This is a genomic window from Ruoffia sp. FAM 24228, from assembly GCF_045528575.1.
GTDB classification, from domain to species: Bacteria; Bacillota; Bacilli; order Lactobacillales; family Aerococcaceae; genus Ruoffia; species Ruoffia halotolerans.
The window spans coordinates 1-17,857 of record NZ_JBGQQZ010000052.1 but is presented as its reverse complement, the minus strand read 5'-3'; the positions used below and the strand labels follow the sequence as shown (position 1 = coordinate 17,857).

Annotated in this window: 16 protein-coding genes and 1 pseudogene; 6 read left to right on the top strand and 11 right to left on the bottom strand. The window is 32.1% G+C overall.

What is annotated here, in order from left to right:
- Positions 1 to 490: 490 nt before the first annotated feature.
- From istA to ACEN33_RS09185, 3 genes are read left to right on the top strand one after another with little or no spacing between them, the layout of a single operon-like run.
- Complete coding sequence (gene istA / locus ACEN33_RS09195; protein ID WP_407094917.1) at positions 491 to 2,047, top strand: IS21 family transposase; 1,557 nt, start codon at positions 491 to 493, stop codon at positions 2,045 to 2,047.
- Positions 2,044 to 2,799 carry an IS21-like element helper ATPase IstB gene (gene istB, locus ACEN33_RS09190; protein ID WP_407090530.1) on the top strand — a complete coding sequence of 252 codons (756 nt, stop codon included), beginning with the start codon at positions 2,044 to 2,046 and terminating at the stop codon, positions 2,797 to 2,799. Before istA ends, istB begins: the two co-directional genes overlap by 4 nt.
- Positions 2,796 to 2,984: a hypothetical protein gene (locus ACEN33_RS09185; protein WP_338487567.1), complete on the top strand. Its 189-nt coding sequence runs from the start codon at positions 2,796 to 2,798 to the stop codon at positions 2,982 to 2,984. The genes istB and ACEN33_RS09185 overlap by 4 nt, the downstream gene beginning before the upstream one ends.
- A 272-nt stretch (positions 2,985 to 3,256) precedes the next feature.
- Here ACEN33_RS09185 and ACEN33_RS09180 read toward each other — a convergent pair whose 3' ends face one another.
- Entirely contained in the window at positions 3,257 to 3,433 is a 177-nt protein-coding gene (locus ACEN33_RS09180) for a galactokinase family protein (protein WP_407094918.1), read from the bottom strand.
- Positions 3,434 to 3,572: 139 nt separating this feature from the next.
- Here ACEN33_RS09180 and ACEN33_RS09175 point away from each other — a divergent pair, with 139 nt between their 5' ends.
- The 3 genes and pseudogenes from ACEN33_RS09175 to ACEN33_RS09165 form a co-directional block, all read left to right on the top strand.
- A complete protein-coding gene (locus tag ACEN33_RS09175) occupies positions 3,573 to 4,034 on the top strand; it encodes an ATP-binding protein (protein ID WP_407094916.1) in 462 nt (153 codons plus the stop codon).
- A gap of 55 nt (positions 4,035 to 4,089) precedes the next feature.
- The gene (locus tag ACEN33_RS09170) at positions 4,090 to 4,263 is read left to right on the top strand and encodes a hypothetical protein (RefSeq protein WP_407094915.1); all 174 of its coding nucleotides are present in this window, start codon (positions 4,090 to 4,092) and stop codon (positions 4,261 to 4,263) included.
- A gap of 12 nt (positions 4,264 to 4,275) precedes the next feature.
- Positions 4,276 to 4,653, top strand: a pseudogene (locus ACEN33_RS09165) (ATP-binding protein); the annotation flags it as partial.
- A 1,299-nt stretch (positions 4,654 to 5,952) separates the two neighbouring features.
- On the opposite strand, the gene ACEN33_RS09160 reads toward ACEN33_RS09165, so the two are convergent.
- The 10 genes from ACEN33_RS09160 to ACEN33_RS09115 all read right to left on the bottom strand — a co-directional run bounded on the left by ACEN33_RS09160 (position 5,953) and on the right by ACEN33_RS09115 (position 17,600).
- The gene (locus tag ACEN33_RS09160; protein WP_407094914.1) at positions 5,953 to 7,089 is read right to left on the bottom strand and encodes an O-antigen ligase family protein; all 1,137 of its coding nucleotides are present in this window, start codon (positions 7,087 to 7,089) and stop codon (positions 5,953 to 5,955) included.
- A 4-nt stretch (positions 7,090 to 7,093) separates the two neighbouring features.
- Entirely contained in the window at positions 7,094 to 8,323 is a 1,230-nt protein-coding gene (locus ACEN33_RS09155; protein ID WP_407094913.1) for a lipopolysaccharide biosynthesis protein, read from the bottom strand.
- A 78-nt stretch (positions 8,324 to 8,401) separates the two neighbouring features.
- Positions 8,402 to 9,619 (bottom strand): polysaccharide pyruvyl transferase family protein, encoded by a 1,218-nt coding sequence (locus ACEN33_RS09150; protein ID WP_407094912.1) that lies wholly within the window; start codon positions 9,617 to 9,619, stop codon positions 8,402 to 8,404.
- Positions 9,620 to 9,678: 59 nt separating this feature from the next.
- The gene (locus tag ACEN33_RS09145; RefSeq protein ID WP_407094911.1) at positions 9,679 to 10,776 is read right to left on the bottom strand and encodes a glycosyltransferase; all 1,098 of its coding nucleotides are present in this window, start codon (positions 10,774 to 10,776) and stop codon (positions 9,679 to 9,681) included.
- A 128-nt stretch (positions 10,777 to 10,904) separates the two neighbouring features.
- Positions 10,905 to 12,068, bottom strand: a complete 1,164-nt coding sequence (locus ACEN33_RS09140; RefSeq protein ID WP_407094910.1) for a glycosyltransferase — start codon at positions 12,066 to 12,068, stop codon at positions 10,905 to 10,907.
- Between the two features lie 16 nt (positions 12,069 to 12,084).
- Positions 12,085 to 13,125, bottom strand: coding sequence for a glycosyltransferase (locus ACEN33_RS09135; protein WP_407094909.1), 1,041 nt, complete (start codon positions 13,123 to 13,125; stop codon positions 12,085 to 12,087).
- A gap of 2 nt (positions 13,126 to 13,127) precedes the next feature.
- Entirely contained in the window at positions 13,128 to 14,249 is a 1,122-nt protein-coding gene (gene wecB, locus ACEN33_RS09130) for a non-hydrolyzing UDP-N-acetylglucosamine 2-epimerase (RefSeq protein ID WP_407094908.1), read from the bottom strand.
- Between the two features lie 4 nt (positions 14,250 to 14,253).
- Positions 14,254 to 15,363 carry an NAD-dependent epimerase/dehydratase family protein gene (locus ACEN33_RS09125; RefSeq protein WP_407094907.1) on the bottom strand — a complete coding sequence of 370 codons (1,110 nt, stop codon included), beginning with the start codon at positions 15,361 to 15,363 and terminating at the stop codon, positions 14,254 to 14,256.
- A 1-nt stretch (position 15,364) separates the two neighbouring features.
- Positions 15,365 to 16,381, bottom strand: coding sequence for an SDR family NAD(P)-dependent oxidoreductase (locus ACEN33_RS09120; RefSeq protein ID WP_407094906.1), 1,017 nt, complete (start codon positions 16,379 to 16,381; stop codon positions 15,365 to 15,367).
- Between the two features lie 4 nt (positions 16,382 to 16,385).
- Positions 16,386 to 17,600 carry a glycosyltransferase family 4 protein gene (locus ACEN33_RS09115; protein WP_407094905.1) on the bottom strand — a complete coding sequence of 405 codons (1,215 nt, stop codon included), beginning with the start codon at positions 17,598 to 17,600 and terminating at the stop codon, positions 16,386 to 16,388.
- Between the last annotated feature and the right edge of the window lie 257 nt (positions 17,601 to 17,857).

Genomic DNA, 17,857 nt, shown 5'->3' with positions numbered 1-17,857 from the left:
TAAAGACTTGAGTTATAAAAGAATCGAAAAGCGACATTTCCCCCATGGGGGAAACCCTATACCTAAAAGTCTAATGGGGTATGTCTTTTGAATAACAATAGTGTTGCATTTGATTTGACAACAGAGGCATATTAAATAATTTTCATAACAACTATGCTTTAAAAATATAAATACTCGAATCAATGACAGTAATATTAATAGAATCAAACTGACAATTATAATTAATATTATCTAACAAAAGCAATTTTACCATTAACAATATAATTAAAATAATGAATTCAAATCTGAAATAAATGAAGGAGATTATATATGAGTGTTTATTCACAATGAATACGGCACTAGGAATCGTCCATTAGTGCGGAACTTTCGTCCATTGAATGCGGAGAAAAAGTCCATAGAGTGCGAAAATAATCGTCCAATTCAACAAACCTTCTGTATACTTATTTTATGTATGTGTTTTCATACAAATAAGTTACAGGAGGTTATTTTTATGATCAATTATCATAAAATTCTTGAAATGCACCTACAAGGGATTTCTCAACGTACGATCTCTTCTAGCACTGGGCATTCAAGAGACAAAATTAGAGAGGTGGTGAAACAAGCTAAAGCCAAAGGCTTAGAAAAACTTACTGGGGAAATGACCAATTTTTGGTTGGAAGATTACCTATTCCCTGAGAAAAGTGCTAATCAACGTGGGTATTTCGATCCCGAATGGGCTTATATTCATAAGGAACTGCTAAAAAAGAATGTCACACTCAAACTTTTGCATAAAGAGTATGAACACGAAGCAAGAATGCAGAACAAGGTACCTTATGCTTATAGAACGTTTTGCGAGAAATATGGACAATATGGTAAGAAATATAAATTAACCATGCCTATTCATCGCAAACCTGGTGAAATCCTTGAAGTCGATTGGGCTGGCAGTACATTATCCGTTAAAAATAGTGAGAATGGAGAGGAACTCAAAGTATATATTTTCGTAGCCACCTGGCCATTTAGCCAATATAGTTATGTCGAGGGTTTTTATGACATGAAAACAGATAATTGGTTAACAGCTCATATACATGCCTTAGAGTTTTTTCAAGGAGTACCTGAAACAGTTGTTTCGGATAATCTAAAAACTGGTGTGACTAAAACGGATTATTCAGAGCCTCTCTTAAATGAAGGGTATCGACAATTAAGTGATTATTACCGATTCACTATTGTCCCCGCACGTGTAAGAGCTCCAAAGGATAAAGCGTCGGTTGAAGGAAATGTTGGTTTTATCAGCCGTCAAGTCATCGCCGCCTTGCGAAATGAAACGTTCTTTAGTTTAAAAGAATTGAACCAGGCAATTTCTGAAAAGACGCAAGTATTGAATCAAGAAGCTTTTCAAAAAAGACCTGGTTCAAGGTCTACAGTCTTTCAGGAAGAAGAACTTCCGTTCTTAGGTTCCCTTCGTCACCCGCGCTTTACACAGTCTCAATGGCGGATATCTAAAGTCCAATTAGATTACCATATTCAGGTGGAGCGTATGTTTTATTCCGTACCTTATGAATATGTCAATGACGAAGTAGAAGTAAGAATAACTGATAACCTAATAGAAGTGTACTTCAATGAACATCGAATTGCATCTCATAAACGACTTCGAGGCGACATTGGTCAATACTCTTCAAATATCGATCATATGCCTGATAATCACCGTCGTTATTTAACTCATACTCCCAAAGAAAATTTATTATGGGCAGAGGATATTGGCCCAAGCACTTACGACTATGTCGATTATATTCTTTCCAATAACGTTGAAAAGAAAGCCCTGAAATTACTCGCTACATTAAGAAATATAGCCTCTAAATCTTCGTTAGAAGAGTTAGAAGCTGGCTGCCACACATTGATGTCTGTCGCAAAAGAGCCCACAAACTCATTACTAAAATCCATTCTCAGTCGTGCAAAGAAACGCAAGAAAGCTTTAAATACTGATTCGAAAGCATCAATTATGGAGGAGCAAACGGATAGCAAATATGGATTTGTCCGCGGTGCAGCCTATTTTGGAGGAAAAAATAAATGAGAAATGAACAAACACTTGAAAAGTTAAAAGCTATGCGATTAAGCGGAATGGCGGACTTATATGAACAACAGACAAGCGATGAATCTATCCAATCCTTAGGATTCGAGGAACGATTTGAGTTATTAGTAGACGCTGAATCTGCCCGTCGTAAATCGAATAAATTAGATCGTTTAATTCAACAAGCAACATTTAGTGAGCCAAATGCCTCTATTGAAGGGATCGAATACTATCCAGATCGCCACCTCGATAAAAACCTTATTTCTAAACTCGCGCAAGGAGGATATATTGAAAATCACCAAAATATTATCTTAATGGGTGCTTCTGGAAATGGAAAAACCTGGATCGCCAATGCCTTCGGTATTCAAGCCTGTCGTCAATTTAGAAAAGTAAAATACATTCGTCTCCCAGAATTAATTGACGAGTTAGCTTTAGCGAAATATGAGGCTGATGGTTCTTATCGTAAGCTGATTAAAAAGTATACGAAAATTGAACTACTTATCATTGATGAATGGCTACTGATGGATTTATCTTTAGAAGATAGTGTCCATGTATTTGAGATTATTGAAGCACGATTAAAACAAACTTCTACCATATTCTGTTCACAATTTTCACCTGAAGGTTGGCATGAGAAGATTAAACATACCCAGTTAGCTGACGCGATTCTGGATCGCATCAAGCACAATTCTCACCAAATCTTAGTCGATGGCGAAGTATCTATGCGGGAGCGCCATGGTCTGGAAAGCACGAAATGATTCCGATTGAAATTAAAACTCGAATTGTTTTTTTACTTGCGGTATACCTTTTAGAAGACATTGGCTTACATCTATCCTCATTACTACTACCTTATTACTTAGACGACGAAGGACAGCCTTCGGCTGACGGGATAGATAATTTGGCCATTGAGTTATTTAAACAAACTTTGAGAGAATACAAATAAACTATTATCTTGTTTAAGATCAAGAACAGAGCTCATGATGTGTTCTGTTCTTTTGATTTTATGGCTTCTTCGATAAATTAATAGGATGGACGATACTTTCCGCACTCAGTGGACGATTACTCCGCATTTACCGGACGAAAGTTCCGCACTAGTGGACGAAACCCATCGCCGTACTCACCCACGAATATAACTCCCCCAAAATCCAGGGATATATTCTAATTCATGCGTCAAATGAAAATATTCCTTATCAGGAAAATCCATACTCTTAATGTTTAAATAGCCATCCTTACGAGGAGCTTAACCATATCCACACTGGCATCTATTGTCATACCTTTAACTTTTCCTCCTTGAAAATCTGAATGTGCGCCAATTGGACAGACTCTCAGCGGTGAGCAAACAGCACCTAAGTCTGTTGTTTCAGGAAATACTTTCTTAAACTGTTTTATCATTGTTTTCAATATAGACTCTCCAAACATATCTTAATATAATACATATTTATGTATCAATATTAACATAAAATGATAAATACTTATAGTTTCTCAAAAAAACTAAGAATACTTCGTATTCTAAACAATTAAAAGAAATGAATTGGTTAGTGCAGCAATACAACCTTATTATCCTCGGACCACCAGTGTTGGTAAAAAGCATTTAGCTGTCGGTGTGGGATTAGATGCGATTGAGCAAGGTTATCAAGTCATGTTTCTCCCAATGGGCGAACTGACAACGATTCTTAAAACGAGCGATTATACTCGGAAATCACAGATTGCACTCAATCGGATTAAACAATCCGATTTAATCATTATCGATGAATTAATGTATATGGTAATGGATCCGGTTGAGACGAATCAGTTCTTTCAATTAATTGATTATCTATATGAACGCAGTTCTATCATTCTGACTTCAAATAAGAGTCCGGATCAATGGGGTGAACTGCTGGGCGATGAAGGTGTCGCAACAGCAATACTCGACCGCCTTCTCCTTCGTGTAGAACTTATTCAGATGGACGATAAAAGTTATCGAATGAAACATCGACAACGAGTGTTCGATTAGGAAAAGTGCCGAATCTTATCTGGCAGAATTTGCGGAAAACTAAGTAGCAGAAAGTGTGGATTTCTACTTGACGTTAACATTACTTACGCAAGCACACTTTACAGTCAAGGCATCCATTGAGCAGATTCAATATGATGTCGATCGAAAACTTGATAAAGAGCTACTTTTAAAATTAGCTGTCGGTGATTATATTTTAAATGGCCAGAATACTATCCTTAAAGGGGTATAGGGAGCATATAAAACATGGTTAGCAACAGACTTCGGTGTTCAAGCTTGTAGACAACTTCATATCGTTCGTTATATCCGCTTACCTAACCTCTTAGAAGAATTCAAGTTTGCGAAGCATCAAGCTGATGGCAGCTACACAAAATTAATGAAGAAATTGATAAAGGTAGACCTTCTCATCCTTGATGAATGGCTTCTTTATAATTTCTCAAACGAAGAGGCAACTTTACTCTTAGAGATTATTAACGCAAGATGTGAAGCTCAAAAATCCAATATTTACTGTTCACAATTTGATTTTAAAGGTTGGTATGAGATATTAGTAGATGGAACCTTAGCTGAAGCAATACTCGATCGGATTATCCATAATTCTTATGATATTTTTATTGATGGTTAAATATCTATGCGTGAAAAATTAGGCTTAAAGCAATGATAGAAAGTCTTAGTAGGAGGTCTAAATATGTCTATCTTAACAAAAAGATAAATTGAGGAAAATGGAGAATTTTATTACTGGACTGCAAAAAAGAGTTGAGTCCCTTTTCCTGAAGAGTTAAAAAAATAAGTTATTAGAAATTTATAGGCTGAATCTTTCCCGTATGAATGGTCTGAACAGGATATTTATCAAGGTTCAAGAAAAATTACACTCGATTATTTTAGAACAAAAGAGTCTATAAGCTAAATGAAAAACCATCCTTATCCGTGATTTTCAATAAACAGATAAGGATGGTTTGTCTAAAAATACGACCATTAATAAAAATTGGTAAACTCTACCGCAATGACTGGTAAATAGTACTGCAAAGGGTGGTAAAAAGAACCGCACTGCTGGTAAAAAAACATCCGCAATACTCACTATAGACACATAAATAAAGTGTCCTATATAGAAACCTCTGAACAGTTTAGCATAAAGAACGCATCACAGGGACGTCCGAATAAAAAAAGAGACTGTGACATGGCTACTTTAAAAAAGCAACCGCGAAATTTGATACAATCTGAGTTAGAAGAGCTAATCAAATCAAGAGAAAAGAGCCACTACTTTGAAGCAGAAGTGGCGTAGCTAAAAAATTTGGAAGCCTTAATCCAGAAAAATCGATCACAAAGAAAAAAACAAAATAATTCTAGGATTAAGGTAGGGATATCCTGCTACGAAGTTAAAGACATGGCTAGAACTGACGCCGTTGCCTAAATAGCGGAAATTATGATGGATATCGAGATGTCAAATTACACCTACGGTTATCCTAGAGTGACACTCGCATCGAGGTCACAACATTAATCATAATGGAGTCTTGAGAATCATCTCCTTTCCGTAAAATTCACGCGTAAGAGTCGTCGATATCGTTTATTCAAGGGAATCCGTTTATTCAAGGGAATCCATCGGTACCATAGCTGATGACTATCTGAAACATCAATTTGTCACCAGTAAACCAAATGAAGTTTGGGTCAGTGATGTGACGTGGCAAATTCGGAAGAAAAACTCTATTTATCGCAGATTATGGATCTGTATGTATAACAGTGAAATTAAAGCTTACAGTCTGAGTCAATGTCAATCATCAACCGTTAAATTTACTGCTCTTTTGACTCACCAATACTAGTAAATCAAGAGTCATAATTTAAGGTAATATACAAAAAAATAAACCTAAACTATTAAGCTATCTTTCAATATTTAGACTTTTTTCATTTTTTGTAAATCGAGAGCCATTTATCCCAACCCATTCAGTTTTTCTGTTCTTTCATTAAAAACTAACAACAAACCAATACTTAGAAAGAAATATTTATGATCAACATAGGTATAGCTAAACATTAGGCTTACCAATGATATCAATAGCAGTGAGTATATAACAGTTTCAAACGGATTTTTATTCTTTTTTAAAAGAAACTTAAAATATGAAATTGTACCTAAAATTATAAATATTAGGAAAATAATCAAAAGTATTATTCCATTTTCGCTCATTATTTCAATAAATATATTATGAGAAGTATCCGGATAGAATGCTGCAGTGCCCTCCCCGATTAAAGGGTGAGAAAAGAAGCTTTCTAAGCCAGCATTCATAATATTTAACCTTATTGAAGTCGACATATCATTCTCAATTCTATCAAATCTATTAATCAAAGTATCAATAGAATTCGCGATAAAAGGAACTTGTACTAAAAAAAAGATAGACAGAATAGTTATAAAATAAGTTTTAATATTCATTTTTTCAATTAAAACGGGTAGTAATAATACTATTGCTACTATAAGGGAAATTACTGGACCTTTGGAAGCAGCAATACCCAATATTCCAATACTTGGTAACATACAAATTAGAAAGTATCGACCCGTGATTTTCTTAAAAGAAAAAAGAATTAAAGTGATAGCAAACGTTGTTGCCCCAAGCATGGATAGAGGTATAGGAACAATAGTTCCAAAAGCTTGATATCTAAACGTCTCTACTCCACTTAGAAAAAAATCGAGAAGAACTAAATATTCTGTGGTAACAGAAGCATACAATAAATAATATATGATTTTTTCACTGTCTTTCTCTCTTCTTATAAAAAATCTAGAGAATAACACCACTGAATAGGCTAAAAATATAAATTTTGTGGTTTTAAATAAACCTTGAATTTGATTAGGACTATGAATAACACCAACTAACATAACAACCGCCCATAACCAAAATAAAATATCAATTTTATGAACAAAAAAACTTTCTTTTTTGATTGTAATGTTGTAAAAAAAAACAACATACAAAGCTAAATATAGCATTAAAGTTATTTCAAATTTGAGAGCTCCCTTAAGTATATATGCCAAAGGAATCATTGCGATAAACAGAAGTGGCCAATCAATTTTTTTAAACAAATAATCATCCCTTTCTATTTTGTGGGTTTATTTTTACACTGTGAATTAGAATAACAATCATAATTATAACCCGAGTGGTGTTTGATATTAAAATAGCAATAGAAAACCCTAATAATCCGCCAAAATATAACCCAAAAAGTGAAGTTATAAAATATAAAGTTAAATAGATAGTATTAATGAATAGCTGCCATTTTGGCTTACTGTATCGTAATAATAATTGCATTAATGTTCCACCGTAACCCATTATAATCGTTGATAAGTTTGCTATAGCAAAATATGGCTGAGTCTCTTCAGCAATTGTAGGATATAAAACTTTTAATATCATAGGACCAAATAATAGAATTAAAATATACATAAATAAATATATTAACGCATATTCAATAAATTTTCGGTACAGTTGTCTTGAAGATATAAATTTTTCATTTACAGAATATGACAAAATCACTGAGTTAATGGGGCTGATAACAATATTTAGTGATTTTCCAAGAAATGAAGCGACTGTATATACAGATACTTCAGTGGAGCCCAAAAATGGGTTTATTAAAAATCTATCTAAATACTGCGAACTATTTGAAACAAAAGCAGATAGTATTAGAGTGTAATACTTATCATTAACTTGTTTATACAGCTCAGTCTTTATTAATGGTTCACGTACTGTGCCAGATTGAAGCATCAAATAAATGCAACTAAATAATTCACCTAGTATGAATACAATAATCCAATTATTAACAGTATTGAATAATAGAAGTCCGAAAATATATCCAAACACACCTAGAATATTCATTATCAATAACTTTTTATAGTTTAAGATTATTCTAAAATCTACAACATAATATGATCTAAATGTAATTAAAATAGCTAATATGATCAACAAAAAAATAGTAAATACTGATAAATCAAAGAAAAAACTAAAAATTACTAATAATATTAATGAAACGTAAGTGACTACTTTTAGAAAAATTAAATTAAAATCTCCTATTTTTTTTTCCACAGAATACATGGGTTGAGCTAATAGTCTAGATATATTCAATGTATTTCCAAATGAAACAGCGACAGTGTTAATAATCCCGATTATGGTTAAAAAGTCACCATATTCATTAGCCAGCATGTTCCTACTTAGAAATGGATATACAACGATTTGATTTGCAACAGTTAATATTGCGGTAGCAATAATATTTAAAATTGCATCTCCTATAATACCATTCTTTAAGGTTTGATATATTTTATTAATCACAAAAAACTTCCCTCACTTTGATAATGATTTCATTTATTGAATTAATTAATATTAAATTCAATTTTCACTATTTACATTTTATTGATTTGAAGATTCTTTTTCAATCCAATGAACAATTTTTTTATTAATTTCATAGTAAGGTTCTATATCTTCTTTTTTTTGTATAAATTTATCTTTTACATTCGATAGATCTTTCATAAAAGTGTTTAATAATTTTTTATCTATCTCTTTGTTAATAAGATTATCAATAGATACTATAAATTCTTCATTAGAGATCATTTTAGCAAATCCAAGTACCTTATCCTGCCAGCTTATTCCTAAAAATGGGATGGACTGTGAGAACGAAATTATCATACTATGCATTCTAGTACCAACTAGAGCATCTATTGAGCTATAAATATTTTTTAAAGCATCTACACTAACTTCATCTTCAAACATATATCCAGCGATACTATCTTCATTTTTTAAAATCAGGTTCTTCAAATCAAACAAAGCTACTAAATCATTTTGTTCAGTGCAGAAAAAGAAGATTTTTTTGTCATATTCATTTAATAAAAAACTCGAAATTTGATGTATTCGCATTAAATATTGACGATATTCTTCTTCACTATACTCAGCTAATCTTATATCCATCACCGAGACCCCTATGCAATCTTGTTTAATATGATTTATAGGGTTTAGATAATCTAGAAAAACTACTGGATCAATAGTCTGATACAATTTAGGCTTCTCAATACCCTTTAAAAGATTAAATGAAATTTCATCCCTGACTGTTATATATTCTACTTTTTCAAGTGTTTTGTGAACTTTTAACAGCTGTTTCTGAGTTTGAAATGGTCCAAATCCAGCATTTAATATATATACTGGCAATTCATATTTATTAGCAATCTCAATGGGTAAATTTAAATAAAAGGCTCCTTTTGAATATTTTTCTAAATCAAAAACAAGGTTACCGCCCCCAATTACTAATAAGTCACTTGTTTTAATAGCGGTCTCAAATTTAAGTAAATTTTTATTATTTTTGGCCTTATTTGTATTAATTAAATTTCTTATTCCTGAGATAGCGAAAGATGATCTTAAATTATCTCTATAAATTTTTTCAACAATTGTTTTTTTGTCTTTTTGAACTTTTTTAATCTTTTTAGATATGAATGACTCATCTAATGTTGGATAATAATTTAATACATTATCAAAACGCATGAGATTATGCCCATCAAAGAGCTTTTCTAATTCTCTAACGATTAGCTCATCTCCAATATTACTACTTCCATATCTACTTACAAAAATTATATTCATTTTTTCTCCAATCGGCTCTTTAATTTCAAAATCAACTAAATTATTATGTGTAATAGAAGCTAAGCTTCTCGATTTTCAATCATCGCTATCCACTGTTCTAAAATTTGATTAATATTATATCTTTCTAATTCTTTTTGTGTATTAGATCCTAAATATCTTCTTAATTCATTTGATTTGATTAGCGAAAATATAGCGTTCGATAGAGAACCTATATTCTTTCTCTCAACTAAAATTCCATTTACATTATTTTTTATAATTTCTTTTGGCCCATATAAGCTATCAAATGCAACGACTGGTATACCACTTTTTAATGCTTCTACAATCACCAAACCAAATGATTCATACATAGAAGGAAGTACAAGAAAAGAGTAATCAGAATATAACTCATGAATGTTATTTTTGAAACCCTTTAGTTTTACTTGACCTTGTAAATTATATTCTTCAATTTTTAATTTTATATCTTTTTTTTGATCTCCGTCTCCATAAATATCAAGTGACCAAGACCTATCAAATTTATCGTTTTTCTTTAAATTCCCAACAGCATCAATTAAATAGTTAATGCCTTTTTCGGCATCAAGACGTCCGACGTACAGTATTTTTTTGCTTTCTACATTATATTTTTGCTCTTGAATTAGATTACTAATTGGATTATAAATTGTAATTAACTGGGCATTCGCTTTTGGAAAAGCACTTATGTATTCGTTTTTGCTTAAATTTGTTAGTAATCTAATGGCACGAGCATATTTTACGCTTATTTTAGCACCCCATCGAGATAGACCAAAAGGACTATGAAATTGAAGCCCTTCATGGTCTATAACGATGACGTCTTTATTCAAAAACCAGTTTTTGCTAACTGTAGTTGCATAACCAGTACCTTCTATAATTAATTGGTCAAAATTTATTTTTTTTAACATCCTATTAGTACTTCTATACACCGATATAAATTGCTTTTTTATATCCTTTGTTGGTTTTATTTGACATGAATACATTTCAATTTTACTGTTAAATTTATAGTATGTTTGATCATATTTAAAAATTGATAATATCGATACTTTATATCCGCTTTTAATTAATTCATCTGAAATCATTGATAAGTTTTTTTGAATTCCTCCTGTTGTTCCAACAGATGAAACCAAGAATAAGATTTTTTTTTCCAAAAAATACACCCCAGTTATATTTATACTCCTAATATAGAACTATTCTTTACTAAAAATTATCGTGCAAATTCATTTTAAATATATCTATGATATTTTTCCACCTGTAAGTTGACGGTTTTTTATTATATTTATTCAATATACTTGATACTTTTTGCTGAAATTCTAGAGTAAAGAAATTCTTTTTTTCCAGATGATTGAGCAATTGATTTCATTTCAGCGTGCTTGTTAGGATAATTAAGTAAATATTCAATTTTTTCTTGTATTTCAATTTTTGAATCCTTTTCTAAATATAAACAATTACCACCTATATCAATATGGGTAGTGCCCTCCCAATATTTGACTATCATTGGTATGCCTATTGCAACTACTTGTTCCCAATATACTGAATGCCTTCCTGGAAATACAACTAAATCAGATGCAGCAAAGTATTTATAGCTTTCTTCACCGTTAATCCAGCCTATATATTGTATTTTTTTATCATCAATTAATTTTACAACTTGTTCTCGCAGTTCTTCTGCAACTGAACCAAAAATTATTAATTTAATTCTTGGATTGTTAATTTGACGAACAGCATCCATTAATAATAATGTTTGTTTTTTTGCATCATCTATTTTACCACCAGTTACGATTAAAAAGTCATCTTCCTCAATACTATGGTTTTCTCTTATTTGCCTAATATTTCTTTTATTTAAAGCTTTCTTAACCTTATCATCTTCTGCTCCTAATAATAATAATTCTACTTTTTGTTGCGGCACCTTATAAATATCAACTAAAAAATCCACTCTAGCGGGTAATACTCCATAAAACTTCTTAGTATATGGTTCGATTAATTGAGCACAATATCTCCATATAATTTTGTGTAATATATTTTTTGACAACCAATTTGAGGCACTATTCGAAAAATCTGCATGATTATCAACATAAACCAGAATATTTCTATGCGTATCTAAATATCTCTTTATAATAGCTATATCTAAAAATTGTACCCCATGTATAAATAAAACATTAGGCTCTTCATTCTCAATTGCTTCGAACAAATTGATATACTTTTTAAATTTATTACTAAATTTTGCTTCTCTTTTTGTATCCAACCTTATAGTTTTTATACCATATTCATTAATGTATTCATTTCGCTTATCTTTTACTATCTTTCCCTTTTTACTCCAAATAAATTTTGAAGTAATCATGCTAACTTCAAATCCATTTTCCTTATGATATTTAGGTAGTAAGTTATCCTGATAGGATAACCCATCAGTAACTGGTCCACAAAGTGCAATGTGTGTAATTTTCATATTAAACTTCCTAATTTTATTTATTTTCTGTGCATTCAGATTCTATTACCTCAACTACTTTACACCAACTATTATTTGTTATTTTAATATCTTCGTTCTTTTTTCTTACAATAGTTCCAAGTATGCATCTGCGCATTAGTTCAGATAACTCGCTCGGGTTATCTGAAGGAAAAAAATATGCATTGTTATAGTCTTTTAGAATTTCACGAGCAAAAACTGTATCTGCTGCTATTATGACGGAATTATTGTGCTTAGCCTCCATTAGTGGCATTCCATATGTTTCTATAATTGAAGGAAAAACTAAAACACTATGGTTATATTTTTGAAAAACTTCTTTTCTTGATATATATCCAATGGAATTAAGATGTTTATTAGCAAACTTCCTTTTAATAGTAATATCAATATTAAAAGGAAGTTCATTAATTAATTCCGCTGCATCTTCTAAAATTTCAATGTTTTTATAAATAAAATCTGACGTTGGATAGAAAAAGTTATCCATTTGGTAATTATTATATTTTTTTAATACAGGTATATTAGTCGTTGGCGGTATAACATCTATTTTTTCCTCCGTAATACCTTCCTTCATGACAGATTCCTTCATCCATTCTGCTTGAACAATTATTCGTTGAGTATGTTTCAATCCATTTTTTATGATTTTACCCAATACATACTGCAAAACTGCATAGTTTCTTTCATCTTTCTTTAAAAATGAAAACCTTTTTGCTTTTTGAAACGGTAATGCTTGATGAAGATATAAAACTTGAGGCATTTTCAACTTTCTAACAGCAGTGTTTTGCATATTGAAAATTACATCAGGTTTATACTTTCTAATTAATTTCCTTCCTAGATAATAATCAAATTTTAATCGATTAATTTTATTCTTTAATTTTTCATTTACTATTATTTTTATATTCTCAGTTTCCTCAAAGTGAAAATCTGACAATAAAAATAGCCACTCATTAGATTTATCATTTTCTTTTAAATAATCCACAAAATCCGTTAAAACTGATAATGCTCCTCCTTCAGAAGCTGCAGTGTTAATTACTAATGTTCTCATTTTCAATTCCAAACTTTTCTATTTATATAATCGGTATAACCAATAAGTATTCTTAGCACTTTCTCAGATACATTCGGCATACTATAATCCGCTACCAATCTCAATGTATCATCTTTTTGAGTATCCAATACTGTTATTCCTTGTATAATTCTTTCTTTTTCAAGTCCAACCATCATCGTTGCTCCTTCTTCCATTGCTTCTGGACGCTCATGCGCCTCACGTAGATTTAACGCTTTAAATCCTAGAATAGAAGATTCCTCACTAATTGTCCCACTGTCACTTAACACTGCTTTTGAGTTTAATTGAAGATTATTGTAATCAGTGAAGCCCATTGGTTTCATTAATTGAACTAATTCGTTAAACTCGACACCTTTTTCTTCAATCATATTACGTGTTCTAGGGTGTGTACTCACAATGACTGGCATTTGATATACTTCCGCAATCTCATTCAATGAATCAACTAAGTTCATGAAGTTACGCTCTGAGTTAATATTCTCATCCCGGTGAGCCGATACAACAAAGTATTGTCCTTTTTCAAGACCTAACTTTTTGTAGCTTTCAGCGTTGGTAATGTCATCCATTTTTTTGTTTAATACTTCAAACATTGGACTACCTGTTTTAATAATTTGATCAGCTGGTAATCCCTCTGCTAGTAAGTACTCACGAGCAATATCTGAATACGTTAAGTTGATATCAGCTGTATGGTCTACAATCTTACGGTTTGTCTCTTCAGGTACACGTTGATCAAAACAACGATTTCCAGCTTCCATATGGAAAATTGGGATTTGATGACGTTTCGCAGCAATCGCACATAGGCAGCTGTTAGTATCTCCTAAAACTAAAAAAGAGTCTGGAGCTTCCTCAGCTAGAATAGGATCGATATTGGCTAAAATTTGGCCAACTGTTGCCATAGGTGAATTACCTGCTGCATTTAAGAAGTAGTCTGGCTTTCTTAATCCAAAGTCTTCAAAGAAAACTTCATTTAATTCGTAATCATAGTTTTGACCAGTATGAACAAGAATGTGTTCAATCGCTTCAGATTCTTCTAATTTTTGAATAACCGCCGATAAACGGATAATTTCTGGTCGTGTTCCTACAACTGTCATAACTTTTAATTTTTTCATTTAATTAAACCTCCAAAAAGAATGTATCAGGGTGATTAGGATCAAACATTTCATTTACCCACATAACGGTTACCATATCAGATTCCCCAGTATTCACAATTGAGTGTGTATAACCAATTGGGATGTCAACAACTTCCAACTTATCTCCTGACACTTCATATTCAATCACTTCATCTGAGAAATAATCTCTAAAACGTATTACACCTTTTCCTGATACAACCAAGAACTTTTCATTCTTAGTATGGTGCCAATGTTCGCCCTTTGTAATTCCTGGTTTAGAAACATTAATTGATACTTGACCAGCATAAGGTGATTTTACAAATTCAGTAAAAGATCCACGAAGGTCTTCATGCATTACTAATGGATAACTAAATTGATCAGTAGGTAAGAAGTTTAAGTAAGTACTGTACAATTTACGTGTAAAATCATCATCTAAATTAGATATAATACGTGTGTTGCGAGACTCTTTAAATTCTTTAAGTTGGTCAGCAATATGTCCTAGTGTTTCTTTATAAGTCACTGGTACTTGATAATAATTACCGTCCTTGGTTCCATTACCATTAAGTGCTCTTACAAACTCTTCTACCAAATCATCTATATATACTAATGTTAATACTACATTTGGATCATTGATTACTATCTCTTCGTCTCTAGCAATCTTATGACTAAACGTAGCAATCACAGTATTATAGTTTGGTTTAGACCACTTTCCGAATAAGTTGGGTAAGCGGTATACGTATGATTGTACTTCATTATCTTCCCCATATTTGAATACTAAGTCTTCTCCAGCTTTTTTACTTTTTCCGTAAGGTGAATCATTCGCTGCTTGAGTTGATGAAGTAATTAAAACTGGTGCTTTATTTCCAGCTTTAATTAATGCGTCTAATAGAGTCTGCGTAAAATCTACATTACCTTCGTGAAACTCTTCTTCTTTTTCAGGACGGTTCACGCCTGCTAAGTGATAGACAAAGTCAGCTTGTTTAGCAAATCCTTTTAACTCATCAGTAGTAGTCTCACGCGTTACTTTTAATACTTGATAGTCATCATTATGCTCTAAGGTAGCGACTAAATTTTTTCCAACAAAGCCGTTAGCTCCAGTTACAAGGATATTCATCTTAAACCTCCCAGTTAGCTAGTTCTGCTTGTACTTCATCTAATTCTAATAATTTTTCTGCTAACTCATCTACTGTTAATTGTTCAGTATTGTCCGAATTATACTCATCAAGTAAACCAGTTGGATTACCTTCCTCAAAGTACTTATCATAGTTAAGGTCACGTTTATCAGATGGTACACGGTAGAAGTCTCCCATATCGAATGCACGTACTGCTTCTTCTTTAGTTAATAATGATTCGTACATTTTTTCACCGTGACGGATACCAATTTCTTTTACTTCGGGGGTAATATTGAATATCTTACCAATAGCTTGAATCAATGTGTTAATTGTACTTGCCGGAGCTTTTTGAACCATAATATCACCTTGTTCCGCATTATTAAATGCGAATAACACTAAGTCTACTGCTTCATCTAAACTCATCATGAAACGAGTCATATCACCATCAGTTAATGTCAATGCCTTACCAGCTTTAATTTGGTCAATAAATAATGGAATTACACTACCGCGGGAAGCCATAACATTACCATAACGAGTCGCACTAATACGTGTTTTTTCTGGATCAATATTTCTTGCTTTAGCAACAATTACTTTTTCCATCATTGCTTTAGATGTACCCATAGCATTAATTGGATAAGCTGCTTTATCTGTTGATAAACACACTACGTTACTAACGCCTGCTTCGATAGCAGCAGTTAATACATTATCAGTACCGATTACATTCGTTTTAACAGCTTCCATTGGGAAAAACTCACATGATGGTACTTGTTTTAAAGCTGCTGCATGGAAAATATAATCTACATCACGAACTGCATCCTTAATACTGTTAATATCACGTACATCTCCAATATAGAACTTAATCTTGTCATTATTGTATTTTTTTCGCATATCATCTTGTTTCTTTTCATCTCTTGAGAAAATACGTATTTCTTTGAAATCTGAATCTAAGAAACGCTTTAACACTGCATTGCCAAAAGATCCTGTACCACCAGTGATTAATAAAATTTTATTTTCGAACATAAGCTCACCCTTCATTGATTATTGATTCAAATTGATCCATCAATAATTTTTTGTTAAAGTTTTCATTATAATAATCTAATGATTTTTTCTTCATTTTTAAAAGTTCATCGGAATTTAAACTCATAAATCGTTTAATGTTTTTTACAAATCCATCAACATTCCCTGAATTACTAGCGAAACCACATTCAGCACTTTTCACAATTCCTTGCACTTCGCCGTCCGCCGAAACTAGTAATGGCATTCCACATGCCATCAAAGATTGTACTTTTGCTGGGATAGTTTTCTCAAAGATGTCACTACTATCTAATGTAATTAAACCTATATCAAAATTAGCAAGATAATATGGTATTTGATAAGCTGGTTGTCTACCTACGAATAAGAAGTAACTTTCAACTTGTTCTTTTTTTATTTGTTTTTGAAGTTCACTTTTATAACGTCCATCACCAATAATAATGAATTTTACACTTTTATTTTCTGTTTTTAATTTCTTTGCTACTTTGGGTAATATAGATAAACCTTGGGCTTGTCCAATATTCCCAGCAAAAACAAATGATAATTCATCAGTCTGCTGTACACTGGCGACATCATTATTTTTTTCCTTTACTCCATATATATCTTCTGCATACTGCGGCCAATAGGATAACTTTTCTTTTTCGACTCCTCTGGATTCAATTGCTTTCACGAAGCTTTTTGATGATGCTAATATAAAATTTGACTGATTATAAATATAATCAACCATTTTATCTATTTGATTGAGTACAAGTTTATTATTTAGTTTTGTCACAGCGACTATGTTTTCCGGCCATAAATCCATAACGTATAAAACATGCTTTAATTTATGCCTTTTTGCATACCATATTGCGGGTAATGCTTGTGTCATAGGACTCACTTCATATGTGAATACAATATCTATATCCTGAGGCAAAGTTTTTTCGAGGAACCTTGTTGCTGCAACGAACGATGTATAATTTAAAATAAGTCCTATTTTATTTTTCCCTCGAGCTACGATTGGCATTCTATAAATATCTATTCCCTGCCAGTTTTCAGTCCGCTTTTCAGTCCAACTATATCCCTCATAAAACTTGCCCTCAGGATAATTTGGTATTCCTGTCACGACCGATACTTTATATCCTCTTTTAACAAGTTCTAGGCATATATCATTAATTCGAAACTGTTCAGGATAGAAATATTGTGAATATATTAAAATATGCTTACTCACGTTGTTTATTCCTCCGTTTCAGTCACTTTTATTGATTCTTTAAAGTCCCTCATTTGATAGTTCAATGGATAGTCACTCAATTCTTTTGAATAATACAAATCTCCGAACAACTTATTGAATGTATTAATAGCGCCGATTGTAAAATTAAGCTAGACAACTAAAACAGCCATTTGTGGTACACTCAACTTGTAATTCCGACCAAAGAATACAAAGGAGTGACCACAAATGACCTACACCCATCTTACCACGGATGAACT

Excerpts from the sequence above, each read along its gene's own strand:
- istA (WP_407094917.1), top strand. The coding sequence starts at position 491 with ATGATCAATTATCATAAAATTCTTGAAATGCACCTACAAGGGATTTCT.
- istB (WP_407090530.1), top strand. The coding sequence starts at position 2,044 with ATGAGAAATGAACAAACACTTGAAAAGTTAAAAGCTATGCGATTAAGC.
- ACEN33_RS09185 (WP_338487567.1), top strand. The coding sequence starts at position 2,796 with ATGATTCCGATTGAAATTAAAACTCGAATTGTTTTTTTACTTGCGGTA.
- ACEN33_RS09180 (WP_407094918.1), bottom strand. The coding sequence starts at position 3,433 with ATGATAAAACAGTTTAAGAAAGTATTTCCTGAAACAACAGACTTAGGT.
- ACEN33_RS09150 (WP_407094912.1), bottom strand. The coding sequence starts at position 9,619 with ATGAATATAATTTTTGTAAGTAGATATGGAAGTAGTAATATTGGAGAT.
- ACEN33_RS09140 (WP_407094910.1), bottom strand. The coding sequence starts at position 12,068 with ATGAAAATTACACACATTGCACTTTGTGGACCAGTTACTGATGGGTTA.
- ACEN33_RS09135 (WP_407094909.1), bottom strand. The coding sequence starts at position 13,125 with ATGAGAACATTAGTAATTAACACTGCAGCTTCTGAAGGAGGAGCATTA.
- wecB (WP_407094908.1), bottom strand. The coding sequence starts at position 14,249 with ATGAAAAAATTAAAAGTTATGACAGTTGTAGGAACACGACCAGAAATT.
- ACEN33_RS09125 (WP_407094907.1), bottom strand. The coding sequence starts at position 15,363 with ATGAATATCCTTGTAACTGGAGCTAACGGCTTTGTTGGAAAAAATTTA.
- ACEN33_RS09120 (WP_407094906.1), bottom strand. The coding sequence starts at position 16,381 with ATGTTCGAAAATAAAATTTTATTAATCACTGGTGGTACAGGATCTTTT.